The 25,841-nt window shown below is 72.1% G+C and carries 21 protein-coding genes; 15 read left to right on the top strand and 6 right to left on the bottom strand.

What is annotated here, in order from left to right:
• Positions 1-6: 6 nt before the first annotated feature.
• Positions 7-1,398, bottom strand: coding sequence for an APC family permease (locus ACFVDP_RS38515; RefSeq protein ID WP_383500614.1), 1,392 nt, complete (start codon positions 1,396-1,398; stop codon positions 7-9).
• Positions 1,399-1,482: 84 nt separating this feature from the next.
• Here ACFVDP_RS38515 and ACFVDP_RS38510 point away from each other — a divergent pair, with 84 nt between their 5' ends.
• On the top strand, positions 1,483-2,496 hold the full coding sequence (locus ACFVDP_RS38510; RefSeq protein ID WP_383500611.1) for a 4-hydroxy-3-methylbut-2-enyl diphosphate reductase: 1,014 nt from the start codon (positions 1,483-1,485) through the stop codon (positions 2,494-2,496).
• A 30-nt stretch (positions 2,497-2,526) separates the two neighbouring features.
• Complete coding sequence (gene ppgK, locus ACFVDP_RS38505) at positions 2,527-3,276, top strand: polyphosphate--glucose phosphotransferase (RefSeq protein ID WP_383500608.1); 750 nt, start codon at positions 2,527-2,529, stop codon at positions 3,274-3,276.
• A 4-nt stretch (positions 3,277-3,280) separates the two neighbouring features.
• Here ppgK and ACFVDP_RS38500 read toward each other — a convergent pair whose 3' ends face one another.
• Positions 3,281-3,919 carry a DUF6542 domain-containing protein gene (locus ACFVDP_RS38500; RefSeq protein WP_383500605.1) on the bottom strand — a complete coding sequence of 213 codons (639 nt, stop codon included), beginning with the start codon at positions 3,917-3,919 and terminating at the stop codon, positions 3,281-3,283.
• 167 nt (positions 3,920-4,086) lie between these two features.
• Here ACFVDP_RS38500 and ychF point away from each other — a divergent pair, with 167 nt between their 5' ends.
• Positions 4,087-5,175, top strand: coding sequence for a redox-regulated ATPase YchF (ychF, locus tag ACFVDP_RS38495; protein WP_383500602.1), 1,089 nt, complete (start codon positions 4,087-4,089; stop codon positions 5,173-5,175).
• A 61-nt stretch (positions 5,176-5,236) separates the two neighbouring features.
• On the opposite strand, the gene ACFVDP_RS38490 is transcribed toward ychF, so the two are convergent.
• A complete protein-coding gene (locus ACFVDP_RS38490; RefSeq protein WP_383500599.1) occupies positions 5,237-6,223 on the bottom strand; it encodes a transmembrane transport protein in 987 nt (328 codons plus the stop codon).
• Positions 6,220-7,176 carry an ABC transporter ATP-binding protein gene (locus tag ACFVDP_RS38485; RefSeq protein WP_383500597.1) on the bottom strand — a complete coding sequence of 319 codons (957 nt, stop codon included), beginning with the start codon at positions 7,174-7,176 and terminating at the stop codon, positions 6,220-6,222. Before ACFVDP_RS38485 ends, ACFVDP_RS38490 begins: the two co-directional genes overlap by 4 nt.
• Before the next feature lie 251 nt (positions 7,177-7,427).
• On the opposite strand from ACFVDP_RS38485, the gene ACFVDP_RS38480 reads away from it, so the two are divergent.
• The 6 genes from ACFVDP_RS38480 (at position 7,428) to ACFVDP_RS38455 (ending at position 13,747) form a co-directional block, all read left to right on the top strand.
• A complete protein-coding gene (locus ACFVDP_RS38480; protein ID WP_383500594.1) occupies positions 7,428-8,651 on the top strand; it encodes a sensor histidine kinase in 1,224 nt (407 codons plus the stop codon).
• Positions 8,648-9,301, top strand: coding sequence for a response regulator (locus tag ACFVDP_RS38475; RefSeq protein ID WP_383500591.1), 654 nt, complete (start codon positions 8,648-8,650; stop codon positions 9,299-9,301). Before ACFVDP_RS38480 ends, ACFVDP_RS38475 begins: the two co-directional genes overlap by 4 nt.
• A 119-nt stretch (positions 9,302-9,420) precedes the next feature.
• Entirely contained in the window at positions 9,421-10,467 is a 1,047-nt protein-coding gene (locus ACFVDP_RS38470) for an Lrp/AsnC family transcriptional regulator (protein WP_383500588.1), read from the top strand.
• 123 nt (positions 10,468-10,590) lie between these two features.
• Complete coding sequence (locus tag ACFVDP_RS38465) at positions 10,591-12,033, top strand: amidase (protein ID WP_383500585.1); 1,443 nt, start codon at positions 10,591-10,593, stop codon at positions 12,031-12,033.
• A 29-nt stretch (positions 12,034-12,062) separates the two neighbouring features.
• The gene (locus ACFVDP_RS38460) at positions 12,063-12,314 is read left to right on the top strand and encodes a hypothetical protein (RefSeq protein ID WP_383500583.1); all 252 of its coding nucleotides are present in this window, start codon (positions 12,063-12,065) and stop codon (positions 12,312-12,314) included.
• The gene (locus tag ACFVDP_RS38455; RefSeq protein WP_383500581.1) at positions 12,311-13,747 is read left to right on the top strand and encodes a sodium:solute symporter family protein; all 1,437 of its coding nucleotides are present in this window, start codon (positions 12,311-12,313) and stop codon (positions 13,745-13,747) included. Before ACFVDP_RS38460 ends, ACFVDP_RS38455 begins: the two co-directional genes overlap by 4 nt.
• 122 nt (positions 13,748-13,869) lie before the next feature.
• Here ACFVDP_RS38455 and ACFVDP_RS38450 read toward each other — a convergent pair whose 3' ends face one another.
• Positions 13,870-16,497, bottom strand: a complete 2,628-nt coding sequence (locus ACFVDP_RS38450; protein ID WP_383500578.1) for a discoidin domain-containing protein — start codon at positions 16,495-16,497, stop codon at positions 13,870-13,872.
• A 268-nt stretch (positions 16,498-16,765) separates the two neighbouring features.
• The gene (locus ACFVDP_RS38445) at positions 16,766-17,884 is read right to left on the bottom strand and encodes a pyridoxal-phosphate dependent enzyme (RefSeq protein ID WP_383500575.1); all 1,119 of its coding nucleotides are present in this window, start codon (positions 17,882-17,884) and stop codon (positions 16,766-16,768) included.
• A 269-nt stretch (positions 17,885-18,153) separates the two neighbouring features.
• Between ACFVDP_RS38445 and ACFVDP_RS38440 the strand changes: the two genes are divergently transcribed.
• The 6 genes from ACFVDP_RS38440 (at position 18,154) to ACFVDP_RS38415 (ending at position 25,808) form a co-directional block, all read left to right on the top strand.
• On the top strand, positions 18,154-18,906 hold the full coding sequence (locus ACFVDP_RS38440) for a GntR family transcriptional regulator (RefSeq protein WP_383500572.1): 753 nt from the start codon (positions 18,154-18,156) through the stop codon (positions 18,904-18,906).
• A gap of 228 nt (positions 18,907-19,134) precedes the next feature.
• The gene (locus ACFVDP_RS38435) at positions 19,135-20,844 is read left to right on the top strand and encodes a purine-cytosine permease family protein (protein WP_383500569.1); all 1,710 of its coding nucleotides are present in this window, start codon (positions 19,135-19,137) and stop codon (positions 20,842-20,844) included.
• A gap of 219 nt (positions 20,845-21,063) precedes the next feature.
• Positions 21,064-21,267 (top strand): SPOR domain-containing protein, encoded by a 204-nt coding sequence (locus ACFVDP_RS38430; protein ID WP_383500566.1) that lies wholly within the window; start codon positions 21,064-21,066, stop codon positions 21,265-21,267.
• 21 nt (positions 21,268-21,288) lie between these two features.
• Positions 21,289-21,702: a (deoxy)nucleoside triphosphate pyrophosphohydrolase gene (locus ACFVDP_RS38425; protein WP_383500562.1), complete on the top strand. Its 414-nt coding sequence runs from the start codon at positions 21,289-21,291 to the stop codon at positions 21,700-21,702.
• A 793-nt stretch (positions 21,703-22,495) separates the two neighbouring features.
• Positions 22,496-22,912, top strand: a complete 417-nt coding sequence (locus ACFVDP_RS38420; RefSeq protein WP_383500559.1) for an ATP-binding protein — start codon at positions 22,496-22,498, stop codon at positions 22,910-22,912.
• Between the two features lie 217 nt (positions 22,913-23,129).
• Positions 23,130-25,808: a SpoIIE family protein phosphatase gene (locus ACFVDP_RS38415; RefSeq protein WP_383500556.1), complete on the top strand. Its 2,679-nt coding sequence runs from the start codon at positions 23,130-23,132 to the stop codon at positions 25,806-25,808.
• Positions 25,809-25,841 lie beyond the last annotated feature (33 nt).

Below are 25,841 nucleotides of genomic sequence, written 5' to 3'. Positions count from 1 at the left end.
GGACCGCTACACGGGATCCGGGTCCGAGTCCGCCGCCCGCCCGCGCTGCACCACCAGCACCACGAGCCCGACCACCAGCCAGATCGCACCCACCACCTGCGCCGCCCCCGAGGCCTCCACGATCACCGCGACGGCGATCGCCGCACCGACCACCGGCACCAGCAGATGCCGCCACCAGCTGACCGGCCCGCCCCGGCGGCGGACCGCGAAGTACCCCACGACACTGGCGTGCAGCAACGTGAACGCGGTCAGGGCGCCGATGTCGACCACCGACGTCAGATGGTCGAGGCCGTCGTCGCGGCGGGCCGCCCAGACCGCCGCGACCAGCGTGATCGCCGCGGCCACCAGCAGCGCGGCCCGCGGCACGCCCGAGTCCGTCCGGGACAGCGCCTTCGGCAGCCGCCGGTCGCGGGCCATCGCGAACAGCAGCCGGCCCGCCGCGGCCTGCCCGGCGAGCGCCGCGAACGCCGCGCCGATCGCCTTGCTCACCGCCACCAGATCGTGCAGCCAGCCCCCGACCGAGGCGTCCACCGTGTCGTAGAACGCGGACCCCTGCGCGGCCGGATCGGCCGCCATCTGCGCCGACGTCGTCGGCTCCAGCAGGGCCGCCAGATACGTCTGCGCGACGAACAGCACACCGGTGAACACCAGACAGAACAGCACCGCCCGCGCGACCTTCGCCGAACCGCCGGTGACCTCCTCGGCGAACGTGGCGATGGCGTCGAAGCCCAGGTACGACAGGACGGCCACCGACACCGCGCCGAGCACCGCCGACAGCGCGAACGCGCCCTGGGTGCCGTCCCCGGTCAGCGGCGACAGCCAGTCGCGCTGCGCGCCGTCCGTCGCCAGCACCACGATCGCCGAGACGATGAAGATCACCAGCACCACGATCTCCAGCGCCAGGACCGCGAAACCGACCCGGGCCGCGGCCCGTACACCCCACAGGTTGAGCAGTGTCGTGATCACCACGGCGAGCGCCGTCCACACCCACCGCGACACGTCCGGCACCAGCGAGTTCATCGCGATCCCGGAGAACAGGTACGCCACCGCCGGGATCAGCAGATAGTCGAGCATCGCCATCCAGCCCGCGATGAAACCGGGCCCCTTTCCGAGCCCCACGCGCGCGTAGGCGTACACAGAGCCCGCGCGCGGGGCGACCCGCACCATCTGGGCGTAGCTGAACGCGGTGAACGCCATCGCGATCGTCGCCACGATGTAGACGAGCGCGACCGCGCCGTGCGACTTCGCGTCCAGGGTGCCGAAGACGCCGACGGGCGCCATGGGGGCGATGAACAGAAGCCCGTAGACCACCAGGTCACGGAAGCCGAGGTTCCGGCGGAGCTTGCCGTCCGGGACCTCTGGGGTCCCGGGGACTTCGGACGCGGCTGGTACGGACATCGTGCCTCCGTCGATCGGACAGGCTCCCGGCCCCACCAGTCTCCCCAGCCCGGCGATCTTTGGCCTCCTGGGCTCGGCCTTACGATGGGGAGCATGACTGCTACGACTGGCTCCCGCCGCGTCCTGCTCGCCGCCCCCCGTGGCTACTGCGCCGGTGTGGACCGTGCCGTGATCGCCGTCGAGAAAGCCCTGGAGCAGTACGGGGCCCCGATCTATGTCCGCCACGAGATCGTGCACAACAAGTACGTCGTGCAGACCCTGGAGCGGAAGGGCGCCATCTTCGTCGAACAGACGGAGGAGGTTCCCGAGGGCTCGATCGTGATGTTCTCGGCGCACGGTGTCGCACCGACCGTCCACGCGGAGGCCGAGCGCGGCCGGCTCGCCACCATCGACGCGACCTGCCCGCTCGTCACCAAGGTCCACAAAGAAGCGATCCGCTACGCCAACGACGACTTCGACATCCTCCTGATCGGCCACGAGGGCCACGAGGAGGTCATCGGCACCTCCGGCGAGGCCCCGGACCACATCACGCTGGTCGACGGCCCCGAGGACGTCGCCAAGGTCGAGGTCCGCGACCCCGAGAAGGTCGTCTGGCTCTCCCAGACCACGCTGTCCGTCGACGAGACGATGGAGACCGTCGACGCCCTGAAGACCAAGTTCCCCGGCCTCGTCTCCCCGCCGAGCGACGACATCTGCTACGCCACGCAGAACCGCCAGCTCGCCGTGAAGCAGATGGGCGCCGAGTCCGACCTCGTCATCGTCGTCGGCTCCCGCAACTCCTCGAACTCGGTGCGCCTCGTCGAGGTCGCCAAGCTGGCCGGCGCCAAGGACGCGTACCTCGTGGACTACGCGAGCGAGATCGACGAGTCCTGGCTGGACGGCGTCTCCACGATCGGCGTCACCTCCGGCGCCTCCGTCCCCGACGTCCTCGTCGAGGAGGTCCTGGAGTACCTGTCGCAGCGCGGCTTCGCCGACGTGGAGATCGTGAAGGCGGCCGAGGAGTCCATCACCTTCTCGCTGCCCAAGGAGCTCCGCCGCGACCTGCGCGCCGAGGCCGCGTCCCTCGTCGAGCGGGCGGATTCCACTTCCGGGAAGTGACCGTGGGTCTCCCGTCGTAACGTGGAGCACATGGAGATCTTCGGTGTGGACATCGGCGGATCAGGGATCAAGGGCGCTCCGGTCGACCTGGAGCGCGGCGATCTCGCCGAGGAGCGGTTCAAGGTGCTGACCCCCCAGCCGGCCACCCCCGACGCGGTGGCCGACGGGGTCAAGCAGGTCGTCGAGAACTTCGCGGGCGGCTGCGACCGGGTCGGCATCACCTTCCCGGGCGTCGTCACCGGCGGCTCGACGATCCGGACCGCGGCCAACGTGGACAAGAGCTGGATCGACGTCGACGCGCGGGCCCTGCTGAGCGAGAAGCTCGGCGGGCTGCCCGTCACGATCCTGAACGACGCGGACGCCGCCGGGGTCGCCGAGATGCAGTTCGGCGCCGGCCGCGGCCGCAAGGGCACGGTGCTGCTGCTCACCTTCGGTACGGGCATCGGCAGCGCCCTCTTCGCCGACGGCACCCTGGTGCCCAACACCGAGCTGGGCCATCTGGAGCTGCACGGCCACGACGCCGAGAAGCGGGCCTCCACCAAGGCCCGCGAGGACGAGGACCTGACCTGGGAGCACTGGGCCAGACGCGTCACCAAGTACCTGGCCCACGTGGAGATGCTGTTCTCGCCCGAGCTGTTCATCATCGGCGGCGGCATCAGCCGCAAGGCCGACAAGTTCGTGCCGCTGATCGAGGGAATCAAGGCGGAGATCGTGCCGGCCCAGCTGCAGAACAACGCGGGGATCGTGGGCGCGGCGATGGCGGCGTCGCGCGCTTCCTGAGCGGCTAGGCGCGTCGCGGCTTGGGGGCCTTCTGCGCCTGCCTCTGCTCCGTGGGTTCCTGCTGCCCGTTGCGCCGCTGGGCCGCGGCCTTGCGCGCCATCAGCCGTACTTTGCGTACGGCGACGATGAGACCGGCGACGAGGGTGCCGCCGTAGAGCCAGCCCGCGCTCGTCGCCAGGGTCGTCACCAGGCCCGCGAGGTGCCCGCTGAGCCCGTCACCGCCGTCGCCGACGAAGAAGGCGCCCAGGGCGAACGCGATGGGCACCGCGACCGGCGCCGTCACCAGGTCCGCCTTGCGCACCCAGCCCGCGGTGAGCCCGCTGACCAGCACGAAGAACACGCCGTACACGGCCACGGCGCCGCCGAACAGCAGCCCGTCGAGGAACCCGAGCACCAGCATCGACGCCCCGCAGAACAGCCCGCTGCCCAGGCCCGTCAGCCGCGGGTCGGGGAACCTGCGGAGCGCGCGCAGCAGCGGCGGCAGCCGACGGCCCTGGCCGCCGCCCGCGCGGTAGACGGTGGCGGAATCGACGGACGGGGCGGTGGCACGCCCGTCACCGGGCTCACCCTGCGCCTGCGGGGGCAGCGGGGCCCGGCCGCGGCGCGGGCGGGATTGCGGGGGACGCGTCCTGTGTTGCTCCACAGGCCCAACATAGGTGGGCTTATAGGCGCAATACGCCGCGGGACACGCGCTTAGTTCAAGCTTGACCGTTGTTGGTTCGGGTGTTCGATACGTCGCCGGGGCGGGGGCGGCGGGGCCGTAGACTGGTGGACCGCCCCCACCCCACCTCTCGTACGGGAAGTCGCAACGTGTCGCTCACGATCGGAATCGTCGGTCTGCCCAATGTCGGCAAGTCGACCCTGTTCAACGCCCTGACCAAGAACGACGTGCTCGCGGCCAACTACCCGTTCGCCACGATCGAGCCCAACGTCGGAGTGGTGGGCGTCCCCGACACCCGCCTCACGAAGCTGGCGGAGATCTTCAGCTCCCAGAAGGTCCTCCCGGCCACGGTCGACTTCGTCGACATCGCGGGCATCGTGCGCGGCGCCTCCGAGGGTGAGGGCCTGGGCAACAAGTTCCTGGCGAACATCCGCGAGTCCGACGCGATCTGCCAGGTCATCCGCGCCTTCAAGGACGAGAACGTCGTGCACGTCGACGGCAAGGTCTCGCCCAAGGACGACATCGAGACGATCAACACCGAGCTGATCCTCGCCGACCTCCAGTCCGTCGAGAAGGCGATCCCGCGCCTCCAGAAGGAGATCCGCCTCCACAAGGAGAAGATCCCGGTCCTCGCCGCCGTCGAAGAGGCCCAGAAGCTGCTCGAAGCGGGTACCCCCCTCTTCTCTGTCGGCATCACCAAGGGCACCGAGAAGGGCCGGCTCCTCCACGAGCTGCACCTCCTCACCACCAAGCCCTTCCTCTACGTCTTCAACGTTGACGAGGACGAGCTGGTCGACGAGGAGTTCAAGGACGCCCAGCGCGCCCTGGTCGCCCCCGCCGAGGCCATCTTCCTCAACGCCAAGATCGAGTCCGAGCTCATCGAGCTCGACGACGACGAGGCCCTCGAACTCCTCCAGTCCATGGGCCAGGAGGAGCCCGGCCTCGCCACTCTCGGCCGCGTCGGCTTTGCCACCCTCGGCCTCCAGACCTACCTGACGGCCGGCCCCAAGGAATCCCGCGCCTGGACCATCCCCCAGGGCGCCACCGCCCCGGAGGCTGCCGGCGTCATCCACACCGACTTCCAGAAGGGCTTCATCAAGGCGGAGATCATCTCCTTCGCCGACCTGGTGGAGTGCGGCTCGGTCGCGGAGGCCCGCGCCAAGGGCAAGGCCCGTATGGAGGGCAAGGACTATGTGATGCAGGACGGGGACGTGGTGGAGTTCCGCTTCAACGTCTGAGCCGCATCCGCCACCAGGGCCGCCCCCTTCCGGGGCGGCCCTGACGCGTTTCAGGACCCGCTCACAGCAGGCGCCGCTGCCCCCACTGCACGACGAAGAGAACCGCCGCCGCCGTGCCCGCCAGCATGATGCCCGTGGCCAGCCACTGCATCGTGTGCATCTGGGTGACCGGGAGGTAGTCCATCGCGTAGCCGATGACGTGCTTCGACTCCAGGCAGGCGGTCTGGGCGCGGTCGTCGGACGTTCCTTCGAGGCAGGTCGTCCAGTCCAGGCGGGCGCCGGAGTCTGTGAGGAAAGAGGTGCCCTGGCCCTGTTGGATCGCCTGGGCGGGGAGTTCCGGCTGGGGGGAGTCCGGGCCGATGCCCCGATCCGTGGTGATCGTGAGGACGTGGCCCAGGTTCAGGCGGAAGCGGTCCCAGACCAGGCCGATCGCCACCACCGCGCCGAGCGTGACCGCCATCGAGACCAGGGTGCGGCGCAGGAGCAGGCCGATCGCCGCGCCCAGCGTGAAGGTGAGCAGGGCGTACGCCACCGGTACCGGGCCCGTGCCGTCGAAGAAGACGCCGCTCGTCCATTCCAGGGTGTCGTCACGGCCCCTGACCGGGCTCCACCACCAGGCGAAGGTGACGGACAGCGCCGTCGCGGACAGGGCGATCAGGACGGCCGTCAGTGCCAGCTTCGTGGTCAGCCAGCGCAGGCGGCTGACCGACTGTGAAGTCACCAGCTTCGCGGTGCCGGACTCCAGGTCCCCCGCGAAGAGCGGGGCGCCGAGGAAGACACCGGTGAGGGCGGGCACGTAGGTCAGGTAGCCGCCGATGCTGAACAACCGGCCGGAGTACTTCTCGAAGTCGGGCGGCAGCGCGCCGGACTTCGGCGCCGACGTGTTCAGGTAGTCCGTCATCTGGCCGCGCAGGACGACCATGACCAGTACGCCCACCAGCGTCAGGCCGATGAGGGTCCAGTACGCGGCGCGGTGCTGGCGCCAGACCAGCCAGACCGGGCCGCTCAGGCGGGGGGAGCGGACGTGGTCGGGGGCGAGCGTCGTCATGCCGTCACAGCCTTCTGCCGGTCGCGGGTGAGGATGTCGTGGATGTCGCCGACCCGGGCGCCGGGGGCGATCAGGGCGGGCGCGTCGGGGGAGCTGAGGTAGGCGAGCAGCAGCTGCTCCAGGGTCGGGGTGGTCGTGGAAGGGCCCGCGTGCGCGGCGAGCCGGACCAGGGCGCCCGGACGGTACTCGCCGCGGCGCTCGTCGATCACGGTGTGCGGGCCGGGGGCGTCCAGCAGGGCGTGCGCGGCGCGCAGTTCGTCCACCCCGCCCGCCAGGCGCAGGGAGCCGTGCGCGATGACGAGCAGGAAGTCGCAGACGTGCTCCAGCTCGGCGAGCATGTGTGAGGAGATCAGGACCGTCGTGCCGTTCCGGTCCGCCTCCGCCCGCAGTACGGCCATCAGCTCGCGCCGCACCAGCGGGTCCAGATCGGACATCGGCTCGTCCAGGATCAGCAGATCGGGGCGCTTGCCGAAGGCCAGGGCGAAGGCGACGCGGGTGCGCTGCCCGCCGGACAGCGTGCCGATCCGCGCCGTCATCGGCACCCGGCCCGCGGCCACGATGCCCTCGGCGACCTCCTGGTCCCAGCGCGGGTTCAGCTCCCGGCCCAGCCGCAGGGTCTCGGCCACCGTGAAGCGCCGGAACAGCGGCTTGTCCTGGGTCAGGAACGCGGTGCGCGGGACCGCCTCCGCGGACCCCGGGGCCGCGCCGAACACCCGCAGAGCGCCGTCCGTCGGCCGGATCATGTGCGTGGCCAGGCCCATCAGGGTGCTCTTGCCCGCGCCGTTGGGACCGACCAGGCCGCACACCCGCCCGGCCGGAAGCCGGAAGGAGACGTCGCGCAGCGCCCACCCCCGCCGGTACCGCTTGCCGAGTCCATGGGCCTCGATCGCCGACTCGGCGGCGGAGTGCTCGAACCCCGTACCGCTCCTGTGGTGCATCCGTGCGTGGTCCATGGGGGCGCCGGCTCCTTGTACATGTGGGGGAGGTGGGGGAGAAGCGCATGGAGCCCCGGCGCCCGATCCGGGGGCCACTAAGGTGAAGTCGGCCCGGTCAGGGACGTGGTCCGTGTGCGGGGAGCGGCGGGTGCCGCCCCGGTGGACACCACTTTTCCGCGCCGGCACCGCGCGGCGGATCGGGCGAAAGACAGATCATGCGCGGCCGGCTGTGACTTTCGGCCGGTCGGCCGGAGGGACGGGTGCGAACGATGCCGGAGACGGCGAACCGGGTGACCGGACCGCAGGATCGGCGCGCGCGGCTGCTGCCCGCCACGGCGTGGCTGCTGCCGGCCTGCGTCCTGGTCGGCCTCGTCGTACTGGACTGGGTGGGCGGCTTCTACTGGATCGAGGAGTGCGGGCCCGCCAAGATGACCGGCGCGCTGCTGGCCCTCGCCGTCGCCGTCGTCTCACCGCGGCTCGGCGACCGGGCGCTGCCCGCGGCCGCCTGCGCGGTCGGCTGCGTGTCGCTGGCCGTCTCCTTTTTGCTGTACCTGAAGATGACGGTCGGCTCGCAGGCGCTGGGGTTCGCCGAACCGGCCGCGCTGTCCTGGCTGTTGCTGAACGTCGCCCGGCGCGCGCGGCCGTCCTGGGCGGTGCCGGTCGTGCCCGTGCTGCTCGTGGCGATCGTGCTGCGGCCGGTGTCGGTCCACCTGCGGCAGTCCACCGTCATCATGGCGCTGCTCTTCGCCCTGGGGGCCGTCCTCGCGCTGGGCATCGGGCTCGGCACGCGACTGCTCCTGGTGGACCGGCGACGCCAGGCGGCCGCCCTCCGCCTCGAACAGCGCACGGAGTTCGCCCGGGACCTGCACGACTTCGTCGCCCACCACGTGACCGGCATCGTGGTCCAGGCGCAGGGCGCCCAGGCGATCGCCGGCCGGCGGCCCGAGCTGCTGCCGCCCGCGCTGCGACGGATCGAGCAGGCGGGCTCGGAGGCGCTGACCTCCATGCGGCACATGGTCGGGATGCTGCGCGACGCCGACGGCGAGGTGGCCCTCACCCCGCTGGCCGGCCTCGACGAAGTGCGTACGCTCGTCGAGGAGTTCTCGGCGGTCGGCGGGGCCCGCGCCCGGCTCGATCTGGCCGGGACCTTCGACGACCTGCCGGTGGAGGTGACGACCACCGCGCACCGGGTGGTGATGGAGGCCCTGACCAACGTACGCAAACACGCGCACGGCTGCACCGAGGTGCGGGTGGCCGTGGACCGGTCGGGAGGCCAGCTCACCGTCCGGGTCGACGACGACGGACGGCCCCGCGCGGTCTCCGGCGGCGGCTTCGGGCTGAAGGGGCTCGTCGAGCGGGTGGGCCTGGTCGGCGGCCGGGTCGAGGCGGGGCCGGTGACGGCCGGTGGCTGGGGCGTCGAGGCGACGCTCCCCGTGACGGCGACGGCGACGGCGACCGCGACGGCGGCCGTGGCGCAGGGGGCGACGGTATGACCATCCGGGTGCTGATCGCCGACGACCAGGCCATGGTCCGCGCCGGGTTCGCGATGATCCTCGCGGCGGAGGACGACATCGAGGTGGTCGCGGAGGCCAAGGACGGGGTGGACGCGGTGGAACTCGCCGCGCTGCACCGGCCCGACGTCGTCCTGATGGACATCCGGATGCCCCGCATGGACGGCCTGGAGGCGCTGCGCAGGCTGACCCGGCCGGGCACCGTGAACCCGCCGAAGGTCGTCGTGGTCACGACGTTCGACGACGACGAGTACGTGCAGCGCGCCCTCGGCGAGGGCGCCTCCGGTTTCCTGATCAAGGACTCGGGGCCCGCCCTGCTCGTCGAGGCGATCCGGGCGGCCGACTCCGGCGAGGCGCTGGTCAGCCCGGCCATCACGGTCCGGCTGCTGCGGCGCCTCAACAGCGCGCCCGCTCCCCGCGAGCCGCACGCCGCACTGTCCGCACGCGAGAACGACCTCGTCCGCCTGGTGGCGCGGGGGCTGACCAACGCGGAGATCGCCGCCGATCTCGGCATCTCCGTGGGCACCGTCAAGACCCACCTCACCAACGTCCAGGGCAAGCTGTCAGCGCGGAACCGGGTCGAGATCGCGGCCTGGGCCTGGGAGTCCGGGCTGGTCGACGGTCGCGGCTGACCACCGGGCCCGACCACCGGACCCGGCCGGCCATCGGGCGCGGCTGACCACCAGGCCCGACCATCGCCTCCGGCTGACCATCGGACGCGGCCGGTCACCCGGGTGATTAGGGTCGTCCGGTGACCTCTGAACCGAATCCGGCCGTCGAACCGCAGCAGGCCGTCGATCCGAACCCGGCCGCCCTTGCCGGCCCGCTGGACGCCCTCGACCGCCGGATCGTCGCCGCCCTCCAGATCGACGGCCGCGCCTCCTGGCGACGGATCGCCACTGCGCTCGGGGAGCCCGAGCGGAAGGTGGCGCGGCGCGGGCTGCGGCTCCTGGAGAGCGGGGCCGTGGCGGTGCGCGGGCTCGTGGTGCGGGGCGAGACGGTGATCCTGCGGATGAACTGCCGGCCCGGCGCCGTGCGCGACACCGCCGTCGCCGCGGCCCGCAGGGACGACGCCATCTTCTCGTACGTGCTCGCGGGCGCCGCCGACTGCGTGGCCGAACTCCAGTGTCCGCCGGGCGAGTTGGCGCGGCTGACGCTGGACGACGTACCCGCGCTGCCGGGACTTGTCGCGCAGCAGGTCTCCCCGGTGCTGCGCTACTTCCGCACCGTGCACGAGTGGTCGCCGGGGATCCTCGGCGACGACGAGATCGCCGCGCTCACCGGCGAGGCGGCGCGGCCGGTGGACGGGGTCGAGGTGCCGGACGTGCCGCTCGCGCCCGACGAGGAGGCCATCCTGCGCGCGCTCGCCGAGGACGGCCGCCGCACGCACGACGAACTCGCCGCCGTGGCCGGGGTGTCGGTGGCGACGGCGCGGCGCCGCGTGGAGTCGCTCACCCGGCAGGGAGTCGTCAGCATCCGGGCCGCCGTGGAGCCCGCGCTGCTCGGGCTGCCGGTCGAGGCGATGCTGTGGATCAGGACCAGGCCCGACGAGGTCGAGGAGGTGGGGCGGCTGCTCGTCGAGTCGCCGCTGGTGCGGTACGCGGCCGTGGTGATGGGGGAGCACCAGATCCTGGTCGACGTGACCCAGCCGTCGAAGCGGGCCCTGCACGCGTTCCTCACCGAGGCGGCGTGGGTGCGGCGGGCCGAGGCCGTGCAGTCCCACCTGGTGGTGCAGGCGTGGAAGCGCAGCGGGGTGCCGGCCCGTGGAGTCTCCCTGTTCCCCGTTGCGGGTGAGTGACCAGAAGTTTCAAGTGTGTGAATTGGGTGTCTGAAAAGTTCACAGGTGCAGAACTGTTGACTGAAACGATCAGTTGACCGCAGTGTGGTGGCGCACACAGTCGCCTCCCGCACGAGGATCGCCATGCCCCTGAGCCCCTTGGAAGCCGACGCGCTCTGCGCTCTGGACGCCGTCGAACTCGCCGCCCGCCTTCGGCGCCGAGAGCTGTCCGCGCGCGAGGTCGTCGCCGCCCACCTCGACCGCATCGAGCGGGTGAACCCTGCGCTCAACGCCATCGTCACGCTCGACGCCGAAGGGGCGGCGCGGGCGGCTGCGCGGGCCGACGAACGCGCCGCGTCCGGAGCCGAGTTGGGGCCGCTGCACGGGCTGCCCATCGCCTTCAAGGACACCCACCTCACCCGCGGCATGCGCACCACGCACGGCTCGCCGCTCTTCGCCGACCACGTGCCCGACGAGGACGAACTCCTCGTCCAGCGGATCGAGTCGGCCGGCGCCATCCGCGTCGGCAAGACCAACGTGCCGGAGTTCGCGGCCGGTTCGCACACCTTCAACACCGTCTTCGGCGCGACCCGCAACCCGTACGACACCACGCGCTCGGCCGGCGGCAGCAGCGGCGGCGCCGCGGCCGCGCTCGCCGCCCGGCTCACCCCGATCGCCGACGGCAGCGACATGGGCGGCTCGCTGCGCAACCCCGCCTCCTTCTGCAACGTCGTCGGGCTGCGCCCCACCCCCGGCCGCGTGCCGGCGCTGCCCTCCGGCGACGTGTGGGAGACCCTCGCCGTCGCCGGGCCCATGGGCCGCACCGTCGCCGACACCGCGCTGCTGCTGTCGGTCATGGCCGGCCCCGACCCGCGCAGCCCGCTCTCCCTGGAGGTCCCGGACCCCGCCGCGTACCGCGCCCCGCTGGAGCGCGACCTCACGGGCCTGCGGGTCGCGTACGCGCCCGACCTCGGCGGCCGGGTCCCCGTCGACCCCGAGGTGCGCGCCGTCGTCGACCGGCAGGCCGCCGTGTTCGCGGACCTGGGCTGCCGGGTGGCCGAGGACTGCCCGGACCTCGACGGCGCCGAACACGCCTTCCGTACGCTGCGTGCGCACGCCTTCCACCAGGGGTTCGGGCCGCTCCTCGACGCCCACCGCGACTCCCTCAAGTCCAGCCTCGTGCAGAACATCGAGGAGGGGGTACGGCTCACCGGCGCCGACCTCGCCCGCGCCCGCGGCGAACTGACCCGCCTCCATCTTGCCGCCGTCGACTTCTTCGGGCGGTACGACGTGCTGATCGCGCCGGTCAGCCAGGTCGTCCCGTTCGCCGTCGAGTCGGAGTACCCGGAGATCGTCGACGGGCAGCCGCAGCACACCTACCTCGACTGGATGCGCTCCGCGTACCTCGTCTCCGCCCTGGGCGCACCCGCCCTCTCCGTCCCCGCCGGGTTCACCCCGTCCGGACTTCCCGTGGGCCTTCAGATCGTGGCCGCGCCGCGTGCCGAACGGTTCGTGCTGGAGGTCGGCGCCGCCTACGAGGCCGCCACCGGACACGGCCGTCACGCGCCCGCCCCGGCATCGTCCTGAAGGTTCGACTCCCCTCAGCTGGAGCCCCGATGAGATCACCGCACGCCCTCTGGGCCGCCGTGCCCGTCCTGGCCTTTCTCAGTACGCCGTACCTGCCGTTCGTCAACGGCCCGCACCTGTGGCTCGGCATCCCGTCCGTCCTGTGCTGGTGCCTGATCTGGACGGCCGGCACGACGGCGACCCTCGCGCTGGTCGACCGGCTCAGCCCGGGCGCGGCCGACGAGGACGACGCAGAGGACATCGAGGTCACAGGCGACGCAAAGGACGGGGCGGCCGTATGAACAGCACCATGGTCATCACGGTCGTCGGCATCGTCGCCATCGCGCTGGTCGGCGTCAGCGGGCGCCGCGCACCCAGCACGGAGCTGGGGGAGTGGACCGTCGGCAAGCGCCGCTTCTCCACCTTCACCACCTGGTTCCTGCAAGCCGGTGAGTCGTTCACGACGTTCAGCTTCCTCGGGCTCGCGGGCCTGGCGTTCGGCGCCGGCGTCGCCGCGTCGTACGCCCTGTGCTACCTCGCCATCAACTTCGTCCTGCAGTACTTCACGGCCCCGCGCATGCGCCAACTCGGCCTGCGCGGCGGCTATCTGACCCAGGCGGATTTCTTCGTCGACCGCTACAAAAGCCCGCTGCTCGGCAAGGTCGTGGCCGTCGTGGGCGCGGTCTTCCTCCTGCCGTACCTGCAACTGCAGATCACCGGCCTCGGCATGATCGTGCAGCTCGCCACCGGCAGCCGCGCGGGCGGCAACTGGAGCATGGTCCTGGCCACGGCCCTCACCGTCGGCTTCGTCCTGTGGTCCGGCATCCGCGGCATCGCGCGCGTCGCCTATCTCAAGGACGCGCTGATGATCGTCGGGCTCGTGGTGCTGGTGGTGGGCGTCGCGGTGTCCGTGCACGGCGGCATCACCGGCGTCTTCGAGACCGTCCGGGACGCCCACCCGGAACTGCTGACACTCGATCAGCCCGGCTACGACTCCACATTCTTCGTCACCGCGGTCGTCATCTCCGGGATCGGCGGCGGCCTCGGCACCATGGCGCACCTGTGGCCGCCGGTGCTCGCCGCCGGCAGCGGACGCGCCCTCCGCTCGAACGCGGTCTGGCTGCCGCTCTACCAGATCGCCCTCGGCATCCCGGTGATCGTCGGCTTCGCGGGCGTCCTCCTCCTCTCCAAGGACGCGGCCCCCAACTCCGTCGCCCTCACCCTCGCCGGGCAGACCCTGCCCGGCTGGCTGGTCGGGCTCGTCGCGGTCGCGGCGGCCTCGGCGGCGATGGTGCCGTCCGCCGCCATCGTCGTCGGCATCTCCAGCCTGCTGTCCCGCAACCTGTTCAGCGCCCGCAGCGCCCGCACCCAACTCCGCACGAACCACGTGTGCGTGATCGCCGCGGCGGCCCTGGCCCTCACCCTCGGCCTCCTCCGTCCCGGCCTCCTCGCCGACCTCCTCCTGCTCACCTACGGAGGTCTCACCCAGCTCGCCCCGGCGATCGTGATGGGCCTGGCCAAGCGGGTACGGCTGGGGGCGGTGCCCGCGCTGCTCGGGATCGTGACCGGGGTGGCGGTGCTGGCCTGGCTGACGTTCGGCGGCGTCGACGTCGGCACCGTGGATACGGGGTTGATCGCGCTCGGGGTGAATGTGGTGGTGACCGTGGTCGCTCAGGTTCTGGTGGGGGTTCGGCGGGGCCGGGCCGTTGAAGCGGTGGGGGCTCGATTGGGGTGAGGGGCGGGGTCGGGGCGGGGGTCTGTCGAAGCGCCTGCCCGGCGCTGGGTGCCGCCTTGCCCACCCTGCCGCCCCTGGCGGCAGATTGCCCAAGGCGGCGGCGGGGTGCCCAAGGCGGGGGCTCAGGTGACGGTCAGTTCGGATACCGGGGATGGGGAGCGGCCCGTCTGTGTCAGGCGGACGAATTGGGCGTGTGCGCCCGCACCGAACGGCACCCAGCGCCGCCCGTCCGCCGACAGCTCCGCCCGGTACGCCCGGGTCCCGGTCACGGTGATCCGGTGCAGGGTCTTCCGGGCTCCCAGGTCGACGGTGAGGGCGGCGCCCGGGCGGGTCGGCAGCCAGGTCGTCGCCGGGTTGCCGTCGACGGCGGCGCCCGCGTACTGGCCCGGGTCCTCGGACGTCGCCTTCGCGGGGCGGCAACGGGCCAGGTCGGAGGTGGGGGTGAGGTCGGGGCGGCGGGTCGGGACGGTCAGGCCGTCGGCCGTCACCGTCTTCCGGCCGGCCGGGGTGTCCACGGCGAAGGGGCTGCCGGAGGTGAGCCGCACGGTGGTGCGGCGGGCGCCGAGCGCGATGTCGTACGTCCGGCCCCGCCAGTGCAGCCCCCTGACCGTGACGCCCTTCGCCAGCTGCGGCGGCAGCGTCGGGTCGAGCCGCACGGCTGCGCCGTCCTCCAGACGCAGCCCGGTCAGGCCGTGCGTGAAGACCTGCAGGAACCCGCCCTTGCCGGTCAGGAAGTCCTGCGCGGGCGCGCCGGCGAGCGCGTCGTCCCCGCCCGCCTTGTCGCCGCGCGCCTCCGAGAACGTACCGAACGGCTCCCGGAAGAACGGCCGCGAGGCACGCTCCAGGAACGTGTACGTCGCACAGCCCGGCTCGCCGATCGCCGCCGCGGCGGCCGCGTGCACCGAGTCGGTCATCGCGGGGCCGCCCCGGTCGGTGTGCGCCGCGTAGTAGTCGAGCGTGGCCGCCGCCGCGCCCTTCGGCATCGGCCGCCAGTCCAGCGGATACAGCAGCAGCACGGCGTCGGCCTGCTTGATGTCGCCGGCGTGCGCGAGGTCGTAACCGGCGTACTGGAGAAAGACCTTGCGGCGCGCGTCGTACGGGATCCGCAACCGGTCGGCGATCCTCGTCCAGTCGGCGCCGGGCCGCTCGCCGACGAGCCGGGCGGCCTTGGCGGCGGCGCGCAGGGAGGTCGCGGCGACCGCGTTGGTGTAGACGCCGTCGTCGACGCCGTTGCTGTACTCGTCGGGCCCCGCGACGTCCTTGATGGAGTAGGAGCTGTCCTTCTTGTTCGGCGTGACCCGCGAACTCCAGTATTCGGCAAGCCCTTTGAGCAGCGGCCAGCCCTGTCCGCGCAGCCAGGCGCGGTCCCCGGTGGCCTGGTAGTACTGCCAGGCGGCGATCGCGATGTCGCCCTGGAGGTGGTTTTGGATGACGCAGTGGGGCGGGTACCAGCTCTGGCACTCCTTCCACAGCGAACCCGAACGCGCGCTGGTCCAGGGGTACATGAGTCCCTTCACGGACGTCTTGAGCGCGTTGTCGGCGGCCGCCGTCCGGGTGCGGTAGCGGTACGCGAGGACCGGCTCGGCCAGCTCCGGGCGGGTGGCGAGCAGCGAGGGGAACATCCACGTCTCGGCGTCCCAGAACACCATGCCCGCGTACGCGTCGCTGCTCAGCCCGGCGGGCGGGATGCTGTCGCTCGCGCCCGCGCGGACGGAGGAGAGCAGTCCGTACTGGGCCGCGCGCACCTGCGCCTGAAGGTCGGGGCGGCCCTGGACCTCGATGTCCGACGACCACAACTTCCGCCAGGCGGCGATGTGTTCGTCCTTCAGCGCCTGCCAGCCCGCGGCCGCCGCACGCTGCGAGGCGCTCACCGCGGTGGCGTGCGGGGTGCGCGAGGTGAGCGAGGTGTCCACGCCGACGTACTTGACGACGTCGTAGCGGGTGCCCGCGTGGGCGTCGAAGTCCGCCGAGGTGGTGCCGCTCAGGCCGTCCGAGCGGCGGGGCTCGTGGGTGCGGCCGGGGGAGCGCAGGGTGGAGGCCACCGTGCCGGTCAGGCCGGTCCCGTCGGTACGGAAACCGACCGCGACCGTGCGCTTGCCCGCCGGGCCCGTGCCGGTGGCTTTGAGGCGGCGGGCGCCGCGGCCGTCGATCCGGTCGGTCACGGTGACCCGGCCCGACCAGTGCGGGGTGACGCGCAGCCGGACGGCGCCGACGTGGGCGCGGGCCCGGTCGGCCAGCACCTCGTACGCCAGGTCGGTGCGGCGGCCGTCCTTGTGCACCCAGGTGAGCGAGGTGGTGACGGTGCCGCAGCGCAGGTCGACGCTCTGCCGGTAACCCGTGGTGCGGCTGCCCGGCCCGTACGTCTCGCCCCGCGCGCTCACCTCGAGGGCGGTCCAGTTCGGGAGGGCGGCGAGGGCCTGGCGGTGGGCCGTGTTCTTCGGGCCGCGGGCGTAGAGGCCGGAGACGAAGGCGCCGTCGTAGCGCGGGGTGTAGAGCGGCCAGCCGGTCTTCTCGGCGGGGGTGCCGTGGGCGTAGCCGCTGCCGGTGGAGGGGACGCGGACGCCGAGGTAGCCGTTGCCGGTGTACGCCGTGTAGGGGTTGCCGGGGTCGGCGGTACGGGTGGTCAGGGTCCAGCCGGGGTCGGCGCATTCGGAGGTGTCCGGGGCGCGGGGCGGCAGGAAGGCGGCTGTCGTCAGGGCGAGGGTGAGGGGGAGGGCGGCGGTCAGGGCTCTGCGGGGGGTGGGGGTCACGGGGTCGAGCGTGCGGGGTGATGGGGGGCGGGTGTGGCATGCGCGCCGGGGGTTGGGCGGTACGGGTGGGTGGGGGCGCTCTCGGGTGCGGGTCGCGTCGTGGCTGGTCGCGCAGTTCCCCGCGCCCCTGGGTTGTCGGTCGTGCGCGGGCCGGTGGCCGCTTCTCGCGCAGTTCCCCGCGCCCCTGAGTGCGCACTTCGTGCGCAGTCTCAGGGGCGCCCCGGCGCCGGGCAGGCGCTTCGGGAGGCGCCCGCCCAGGCCCTGCCCTTTACCCGGCCAGGCCCGTTTTCAGGCCCGCTCCGCAGAGGGGGACCACCGCGGTGCGGGAGGACAGGGTCGCGCCCAAGGGGCCGTCCTCCCTGGTCGCGGCCCAGCAGGCGACCCCGGTCGACTCGACGTACAGGCCCCGCGAGGCCAGGTCCAGCTGGGCGTGCCGGAGCTGATCCTCCGTCACCGTGTGGAAGGCGCCGCCTGATTCCCGTACCGCACGCAGGATCTGCCGAGCCCGCGGCGGCCGCGTGATCGCGATGCCCTCGGCGAAGGTGTCGGCCATGGGCGTGACCCCCACCAGATCGTCCGCCCCGGCCCGCCACGCCGCCGCCAGCGGAGCCACCGCCGCGGCCTGCACCGCGTGCAGCGCGGGCCGCCGGTCGATGAGCCCGGCGGTGTGCAGCTCGGCGACGGCGAGCGCGGCGCCGAGCAGCAGCGTCCCGTTCCCGACGGGAACGACCAGCACGTCGGGCAGCCGCCCGCCCAGGTCCTCCCACAGCTCATGGACGTACGTCTTCGTGCCGTGCAGGAAGTACGGGTTGTAGACGTGACTGGCGTAGAAGACGCCGTCCTCGTCGGCGGCGGCCCGCGCAGCGCTCGCCGTCGCCTCCCGGTCGCCGTCGACCACGAGGAGCCGCGCGCCGTGCGCGCCGATCTGCTCCAGCTTCTTCGGCGACGTGCCCCGGGGGACGTAGACCGTGCAGGGCAGCCGCGCGCGGGCGCAGTACGCGGCGATCGCCGTCCCCGCGTTGCCACTGCTGTCCGCGATCACCCGCTCCGGCCGCAGCCGCGCGGCCAGGGCGGCCAGCATGACGGCGCCGCGGTCCTTGAACGACAGCGTCGGCATGAGGAAGTCCAGCTTCGCCGAGACGCCGTCGGTGAGCGGTACGAGCGGCGTGCGGCCCTCTCCGAGGGTGCAGTCCGGCACCGGGAGCGGCAGGCACTCCGCGTAGCGCCACAGCGAACCCGCGCGCCCGCTCAGGGACTTGAGGAAGGCCGGGGTCGGTGAGTAGTCGAGGTCGAGCGGGCCACCGCATGCCGGGCAGCACCAGTTGAGGGATCCGGACGGGACGCGGGTGCCGTCCAGGGGGCAGTAACAGTCGGGCAGGGCGGTCATGAGAAGAGCGTAGGCAGCCTGCCGCCTCCCGAACCGTACGCACGGCCGACTTGGGCGCCGATGTGTGAATGGCTCACTACCTGGAGAAAGTCCCTGCGTAAAGCCCTGCCCACCCGTAAGTCATCACTTCGAGTGATTCCTTGGCCTTTGCTTGCGCGTCTCAACCGACGGTTGCCAGGCTGTCGCTGTCTGTCAATGTGATGGGGGTTCCGCGGACGGCGGTCGGGGGAGACCGCTCGGGGATCCGCGGGGAACGAGGGGAACAATCAGTGTCATTCGGTGAGCAGCCGGCGTACCTGCGCGTCGCGGGTGATCTCCGCGAGAAGATCGTCAATGGCTCACTGCCGCCGCACACCCGGCTCCCTTCCCAGGCCAAGATCCGCGAGGAGTACGGGGTTTCGGACACGGTCGCCCTGGAGGCGCGCAAGGTGCTGATGGCGGAGGGCCTGGTCGAGGGCCGCTCGGGCTCGGGGACCTATGTGCGCGAGCGGCCGGTGCCGCGCCGCGTCGCCCGCTCCGGATACCGCACGGGCGCCGGGTCCACCCCCTTCCGCCAGGAGCAGTCCGACCCGTCGGCGCGCGGCACCTGGGAGTCGCGCAGCGAGCAGGCCGAGGCGGACGCCTCCCTCGCGGAGCGGCTCGCGATCCGGGCCGGCGACCGGGTGATGCGCACGGCGTACGTGTACCGGGACGCGGGGGAGACGGTGATGCTCGCCACCTCCTGGGAGCCCCTCGCGGTCACCGGCCGCACCCCGGTGATGCTGCCCGAGGAGGGCCCGCTCGGCGGCTGCGGAGTCGTCGAGCGCATGGCGGCGATCGACGTGATCGTGGACAACGTGACGGAGGAAGTGGCCGCCCGCCCCGGCCTGGCCGAGGAGCTGAGCGCGCTCGGCGGCGTGCCCGGGCATGTCGTCATCGTCATCCACCGCACCTTCTTCGCCTCGGGCAGGCCGGTCGAGACGGCCGACGTCGTGGTCCCCGCGGACCGGTACCGGATCGCCTACCACCTGCCGGTCAAATGACCCCGCCCCCGGACCTCGGCGTCCCCGTCCGCTGGCCGGACGCGCCGTCCGGGCCGCGATATCCCGAGTTAACCGGGCCCCAAATCCCGTAACCGGCAGGCAATCCCGCGCTGCAACGACTTGTCATGCACGGCTCCTACCGTCCTTCTGCGTACCCGCCGTACCGGTATACCGCTACCACCGCTACGGCCAGGCCCCGCTGACTGACGGACGAACGGGAAGCCGACCATGACCGAGACCGCACTGCCCACCGCCGACCCGGCACCGCCCGAGCCGCCGAACCGGCAGGCTCCCCAGCGCAGTTACGCCAAGCTGGCGGCCGACGAGTCCCGCGAGGACTTCTCGCTGCGCTACGCCCCGCACTCCTACCGGCGCTGGTCGCCGACCATGGTCGCCTCGACCGCGCTCGGCGGCATCGCCTACCTCGCCGACTTCGCGATCGGCGCGTCCATCGTCTTCACCTACGGATTCACCAGCGGCTTCGCCTCGATCCTGTGCGCGGCGACGATCATCTTCCTGACCGGCATCCCGATCGCCCGGGCCTGCGCCAAGTACGGCCTGGACATGGACCTGATCACGCGCGGCGCCGGGTTCGGCTACTTCGGCTCGACGCTCACGTCCCTGATCTACGCCTCGTTCACCTTCATCTTCTTCGCGCTCGAAGGCTCGATCATGGCGCAGGCGATGCACGAGGTGGTCGGCCTGCCGCTGCCCGTCGGTTACTTGCTGACGACGCTCATCGTCATCCCGATCGTGTTCCGCGGCATGGGCGCGCTCGCCAAGGTGCAGGCGTGGACGCAGCCGGTCTGGCTCATCGGTCTCGTCCTGCCCTTCGTGATCCTGGCCTTCCACTCGCCGGGCTCGTTCGGCGACTTCACCCACTTCGGCGGCACCGAGGGCGCGGGCAGCGGCTTCTCCTGGCTCGGCTTCGGGCTCGGCACCGGCGTCGCGCTCTCCCTCATCGCGCAGATCGGCGAACAGGCCGACTACCTGCGCTTCATGCCGGCCAAGACCGAGCAGAACCGCAGGCGCTGGAATCTCGCCGTGCTCGCCGCGGGACCCGGCTGGGTGATCATCGGCGCGGCCAAGCAGATCGGCGGCGCGCTGCTCGCCTTCGTCGCCCTCGAGGCCGTCGGCAAGACCCACGCGCTCGAACCGATCGCCCCGCAGGTCGAGGCACTGAAGCCGTGGCTCGGCTCGGTCGCGCTGCCCGCCGCCGCGCTGTTCGTGATCGTCTCCCAGGTCAAGATCAACGTCACGAACGCCTACAGCGGCTCGCTTTCCTGGTCGAACTTCTTCTCCCGCGTCACCCACCGGCACCCCGGCCGCGTCTGGTACATCTTCCTCAACCTCGCCATCGCGCTGACGCTGATGGAGATGAACATGTTCGCCGCGCTGAACAAACTGCTCGGCTTCTACTCGAACGTGGGCATCGCCTGGATCGCGGCCGTCGCCGCCGACCTCGTCATCAACAAGAGGGTGGGCTGGAGCCCGAAATACATCGAGTTCAAGCGGGCCTACCTCTATGCGGTGAACCCGGCGGGCTTCGGCTCGATGGTGATCGCCTCGACCGTTTCCATCCTGGCCTTCTTCGGCCTCTTCGGGGAGTACGCGGAGGCCTTCTCCACCTTCATCGCCGCAGGGCTCGCCCTGACCCTGTGCCCGCTGATCGCCTGGGCCACGAAGGGGAAGTACTACCTGGCCCGGCCGAACCCGGTGAACGGCCCGGACGTCCCGGTCGCGGACATCACCGCCACCCACACCTGTGGCGTCTGCGAAACGGCGTACGAACTCCCCGACATCGCCGACTGCCCGGTGCAGTCCGGGCCGATCTGCTCGCTGTGCTGCTCGCTGGACGCGGAGTGCGGTGACGTGTGCACGAAGAAGCCGTCGGGGGAGCCCGTTCTGATGCCGATGCCCATGGTGCGGGAGAACTGAACGGTACTGCTGGGATTCAGGGGGCGCATTTATGCAAATGCGCCCCCTTGGCGTGTGTCGGGGATGGCTTGTTGCGTATCTCTTTGTGCCAACACGTATCCGCTCCGTGAAGGTCAGGCGTAGGCTCGGGCATATGCGGATTGTGGTTTCCTCAGGACGCTTAGGGGGCGGAGCACGATGCGAGCCGGGGTCGGGCCGATCAGGGAGGGGCGGCGCACGATGAACGACGGCACGACGACACTTCCGTGGCTCGTGATACGCCAGGACGACAATGGCAACCGCTACCGCGTGGGCCGCTACGCGACGAGGGCGGAGGCCCAGCGCATCGCCGACAGTCTCGATGCCCACGGCCACAAACAGCTCTACTGGGTCGAGCGCCTGGCGGAGAACACCACCTCGGTGCGGAACGGGACGTTGCGCTGACGGGGCCTTAGGCTCCGCCGCATGACTGATCAGATCGAACCGGCCGTCGTGGTGGTCGCCGCCGCTCTGTACGACGCCGATGGCCGGTTGCTGGCCGCGCGGCGCAGTGCGCCTGCTGAGCTTGCCGGGCGGTGGGAGTTGCCCGGCGGCAAGGTCGAGCCGGGGGAGGCCCAGGAGCATGCGCTGGTCCGCGAACTCCGGGAGGAGCTGGGCGTCGAGGCCGTGCCCGTGTCCCGGGTTCCGGGTGAATGGGTGCTGAAGCCCGGCTACGTCCTCCGTGTCTGGCGCTGCGCCCTGGATTCGGGTACGCCGGCCCCTCTTGAGGACCACGACGAACTCCGCTGGCTCGCCCCCGCCGACCTCTGGACCGTGAACTGGCTGGACCAGGACGTCCCCGCCGTAGCGGCGGCCGCCCACGATTTCGCCCGCCGCTAGCGTCGCGGCTGGCCGCGCAGTGGGTTGTCGGTCGGGTGCGGGCCGGTGGCCGCTTCTCGCGCAGTTCCCCGCGCCCCTGAGATGCGCACTTCGTGCGCCATCTCATCAGAGGCGGCGCGCCCGCCGCCTCCACGGGAGAGGCGCACGCCCCTGTCTCGTGGAGGCGCGCGAGTGGAGGCGCGCGCAGCGCAGCCTCCGGGGGGAGGCGGCGCGAAGCGCCTGCCTCAGGGGCGCGGGGAACGGCGCGAGAAGCGGCCACCGGCCGTCAGCCGACGGTCAACCCTTCAGGGGCGCGGGGAACGGCGCGGGAAGAGGCCACCGGCCGTCAGTCGACAACGCTCCCAGGGGCGCGGGGAACGGCGCGAGAAGAGGCCACCGGCCGTCAGCCGACCAACAACCCAGGGGCGCGGGGAACGGCGCGAGAAGCGGCCACCGGCCGTCAGCCGACGGTCAACCCTTCAGGGGCGCGGGGAACTGCGCGGGAAGAGGCCACCGGCCGTCAGTCGACAACGCTCCCAGGGGCGCGGGGAACGGCGCGAGAAGAGGCCACCGGCCGGCAGACGAACCACAACCCATCAGGGGCGCGGGGAACTGCGCGACCAGCCCCCACCGGCCCGCACTCGACCGACAACCCGAGAAGGAGCGCGGGGAACCCACGAAGACCCCCCACCCCGGCGGAGCCCTACGCCGTACGTACCACCTCGCGACCCTTTCCGCGATAACACCCCACCCCGTCCGGGTATATCCCGATTAACCCTATGAAACCGGACAGAACTCCTCGCGGGTCAGGGAAGTGATCGGTGTGCTCCACACCCAGGGCGATGCCGCCGAGTGGGCCTTCCCCGCCGACCCCATGGCCGTCCGCAAAGCCCGCGCAGCAGTCCGTGGGCAACTGTCCGCCTGGAACCTCGACGAGCTGTGCGACATCACGATCCTGCTGGTCAGCGAGCTGGTCACCAACTCGCTGCGGCACGCCTCGGGTCCCATCGGAGTCCGCCTGGTCCGCCCGGAGGGTGCGCACGGCGCCCTGCTGGTCGAGGTCTCGGACCCGCTGCCCGACCCGCCCAGGGCCCGCGCGGCCGCTCCCGACGACGAGGGCGGCCGCGGTCTGCAACTGGTGGCATGCGCCTCCCGGCGCTGGGGTACCAGGCCCGGCGGTGCGGACACCGGCGGCAAGACGGTGTGGTTCGAGCTGGCTCTGCCCGGCTGAACACGTACGGGTGGACGCACCCCGGTTAAGTGGGTCGCACCTGGTTAAGAGACGGGAATGTGGAACTCGAGTGGAGAACGCGGTGTGTGGACGCACCTGCACTCTGGGTACGGAAACAGTCGGTCCCGACGGGCCAAAAAGGGTCGGGACCGTGGTGTGATCGTGAACACCGTGTCGTGCGGCTCCGTAGTGCTGGATACTGCGGGCAGCCGCCCCGGTGACCGGTGCCGGACGCGGTGAGCTGGAGGGGACGGTTCGCGTGAGCGAGATACCAGCGAAGGCCGGGGCGTCTGACGGCGCCTCGGACGCGGCGTCGACGCCGGATGCGGGCCGGACGCCGCTGGAGCGGACGCAAGCGGAAATCGGGCCGATCGCCGACATCTGGCAGACGAGCCCGCCCGGGTCGATCTACGACTACATCAAGGTCGCCTCGTTCTCGATCGGCCCCGACGGGCTGATCGACCAGTGGAGCCTGCGGGCCGCGCAGATCTTCGGCGTATCGGCCGAGGACGCCGTCGGCAAGGACCCCGTCGAGGCGTTCGTCCCGCCCGAGCTGCGCGATCGCGGCCGCCGCAAGATGGCGGAGATCCTGGACGGCCGGGAGTGGACCGGCGTCGTCCCGTTCCGGGCGTCCGGCGAAAGGCCGGGTGATGCCGGAGAGCCGTACGGTACGGCCGAGGTCTATGTGATGCCCTCGACCACCGAGTCCGGCGAGCGTGCCGCGGTCTGCATCGTCGTGGACGTGCAGACCCTGCGGAGCATCGAGACGGACCTCGCCGCCTCGCAGTCGATTTTCGGTCAATCTCCCTTCGGCTTCCTGCTGTTCGACACCGACCTCAAGGTGCAGCGGGCCAACCGCACGTTCACCTCCGTCTTCGGCGGCCGCAGCGACGACCACCGCGGCCGCACCGTCCACGACTATCTGCCGCGCCACGAGGCCGACCGGGTGCAGGGCGCACTGCGCCGGGTCCTGGAGACCGGTGACGCCGTCACCGACATGCAGCTCGTCGGCCCCACCCCGGACTCGTCCGAGCGCCGCCACTGGTCCATCAACCTGTACCGCGTACACACCGGTTCGGGCCGGACCATCGGCATCGCCGGGCTCGCCAGCGACGTCACCCGGCGGCACGCCGCCGCCCGCGAGGCAGCGCACGCCCGGCGCAATCTGGCCCTCCTGAACGAGGCGGGCGCCCGCATAGGCAACTCCCTCGACCTGGAGACGACCTCCCGCGAACTCCTCGACGTGGTCGTGCCCGGCTTCTGCGACCTGGCCTCCGTCGACCTCTACCAAGGCCTGCTCTCCGGCGACGAGACGGCACTGGCCAACCACCGGCTCGCCGACGGCAGCGCCGAGCTGCGCCGGGTCGCCGCCGCGAGCGCCGTGGCCGACGTGCCCTTCCTCGACCTGGGCGGCGAAGAGCCGGTCAGCGTCGGTGCCGTGCATCGCTTCGCGTTCAACTCGGCCTGCGCGGACGCCCTGCGCACCGCCCGCCCGCAGACCCTGCCCGCGCAGCCCGGCGGCCTCGTCCAGTCGACGCTCGCCGTGCCGATGGTCGCGCACGACACCGTCGTCGGCCTCGTGCAGTTCTCCCGCACCAAGGGCAGCGAGCCGTTCAACGAGCGGGACCGGGATCTCGCCATGGAGCTGGCCTCGCGCGCCGCGGTCTGTATCGACAACGCCCGGCTGTACCGGCGCGAGCACGAGCGCGCGCTGATACTGCAACGGTCCCTGCTTCCGCCGGACAACCCGGAGGCGTCCGGGCTCGACATCGCCTGCCGCTATCTGCCGGGCAACGCGGCGACCGAGGTCGGCGGCGACTGGTTCGACGTCATCGAACTCCCCGGCCACCGCACGGCGCTGGTCGTCGGCGACGTGATGGGCCGCGGCCTGCGCGCCGCCGTCGCCATGGGCGAACTGCGCACCGCCGTGCGCACCCTGGCCCTGCTCGACCTCGAACCGGCCGAGGTGCTCAGCGCGCTCGACGAGATCGCCCGCGGCCTCGGCACCCCCGGCGGCGTCCAGCAGGCCACCCGCGCCGCCCGCAGCGCCAACCAGGGCGGCGAGGACCTCTCCGAGGTGTACCTCGCCACCTGCGTCTACGCGGTCTACGACGCCGTCACCCGCCGCTGCACGTTCGCCAACGCCGGCCACCTCCCGCCGGTGCTGGTCGAACCCGGCGAGGGCGCGCTGATGCTCGACGTACCGCCGGGCATGCCGCTCGGTGTCGGCGGCGAGCCGTTCGAGGAGGTGGAGGTCGAACTCCCCGACGGCGGGCTGCTGGCGCTCTACACGGACGGTCTGGTCGAATCGCGTGACCACCCGCTCGACGAGGGCCTGTCCGCGTTCCGGGCCGCCCTGGACGATCCCTCACCGGCGCTGGAGGACGTCTGTGACCACGTCCTCACCACCCTCGACACCCACCACGGCGAGGACGACATCGCCCTGCTGATGGCCCGCATCCAGGGCCTGCCGGCCGAGAACGTCGGCGACTGGACGCTGCCGCGCGAGCCGAAGTCCGTCGGCCGGGCCCGTGAGCTGGCCCGCGCCCAGCTGCTCGCCTGGGATCTCGAGGCCCTCGTCGACACCACCGAGCTGCTGGTCAGCGAGCTGGTCACCAACGCCCTGCGGTACGGCGAGGGCGAGATCAGGCTCCGGCTGCTGCTCGACCGCTCGCTGGTCTGCGAGGTGTGGGACGCCGGTCTCGTGCAGCCGCGCAGGCGGCGCGCCCGGGACACCGACGAGGGCGGCCGCGGCCTCCAGCTCGTCGGCCTGCTGAGCGCGGCCTGGGGTTCGCGGCGCACCCCGCGCGGCAAGACGGTCTGGTTCGAACTCCCGCTCCCGGACGGCAACGCGGGGCTGACCGACCCGACGGAGGCCCTGCTCAGCCTGTTCTGAGCGGCCCGGCTCAGGACCCGCTCGGCTTGTTCC

The organism is Streptomyces sp. NPDC057694 (assembly GCF_042799415.1).
In the GTDB taxonomy this organism is placed as follows: domain Bacteria; phylum Actinomycetota; class Actinomycetes; order Streptomycetales; family Streptomycetaceae; genus Streptomyces.
Note: the sequence above shows the minus strand (reverse complement) of the source record. Positions and strands in the feature narration are given on the sequence as shown.

Coding starts and splice junctions, on each gene's coding strand:
- ACFVDP_RS38485 (WP_383500597.1), bottom strand. CDS start 7,176: ATGGACCACGCACGGATGCACCACAGGAGCGGTACGGGGTTCGAGCAC.
- ACFVDP_RS38490 (WP_383500599.1), bottom strand. CDS start 6,223: ATGACGACGCTCGCCCCCGACCACGTCCGCTCCCCCCGCCTGAGCGGC.
- ACFVDP_RS38430 (WP_383500566.1), top strand. CDS start 21,064: ATGAACGACGGCACGACGACACTTCCGTGGCTCGTGATACGCCAGGAC.
- ACFVDP_RS38475 (WP_383500591.1), top strand. CDS start 8,648: ATGACCATCCGGGTGCTGATCGCCGACGACCAGGCCATGGTCCGCGCC.
- ACFVDP_RS38480 (WP_383500594.1), top strand. CDS start 7,428: ATGCCGGAGACGGCGAACCGGGTGACCGGACCGCAGGATCGGCGCGCG.
- ACFVDP_RS38465 (WP_383500585.1), top strand. CDS start 10,591: ATGCCCCTGAGCCCCTTGGAAGCCGACGCGCTCTGCGCTCTGGACGCC.
- ACFVDP_RS38455 (WP_383500581.1), top strand. CDS start 12,311: ATGAACAGCACCATGGTCATCACGGTCGTCGGCATCGTCGCCATCGCG.
- ACFVDP_RS38515 (WP_383500614.1), bottom strand. CDS start 1,398: ATGTCCGTACCAGCCGCGTCCGAAGTCCCCGGGACCCCAGAGGTCCCG.
- ACFVDP_RS38510 (WP_383500611.1), top strand. CDS start 1,483: ATGGGGAGCATGACTGCTACGACTGGCTCCCGCCGCGTCCTGCTCGCC.
- ACFVDP_RS38435 (WP_383500569.1), top strand. CDS start 19,135: ATGACCGAGACCGCACTGCCCACCGCCGACCCGGCACCGCCCGAGCCG.
- ACFVDP_RS38445 (WP_383500575.1), bottom strand. CDS start 17,884: ATGACCGCCCTGCCCGACTGTTACTGCCCCCTGGACGGCACCCGCGTC.
- ACFVDP_RS38460 (WP_383500583.1), top strand. CDS start 12,063: ATGAGATCACCGCACGCCCTCTGGGCCGCCGTGCCCGTCCTGGCCTTT.
- ppgK (WP_383500608.1), top strand. CDS start 2,527: ATGGAGATCTTCGGTGTGGACATCGGCGGATCAGGGATCAAGGGCGCT.
- ACFVDP_RS38425 (WP_383500562.1), top strand. CDS start 21,289: ATGACTGATCAGATCGAACCGGCCGTCGTGGTGGTCGCCGCCGCTCTG.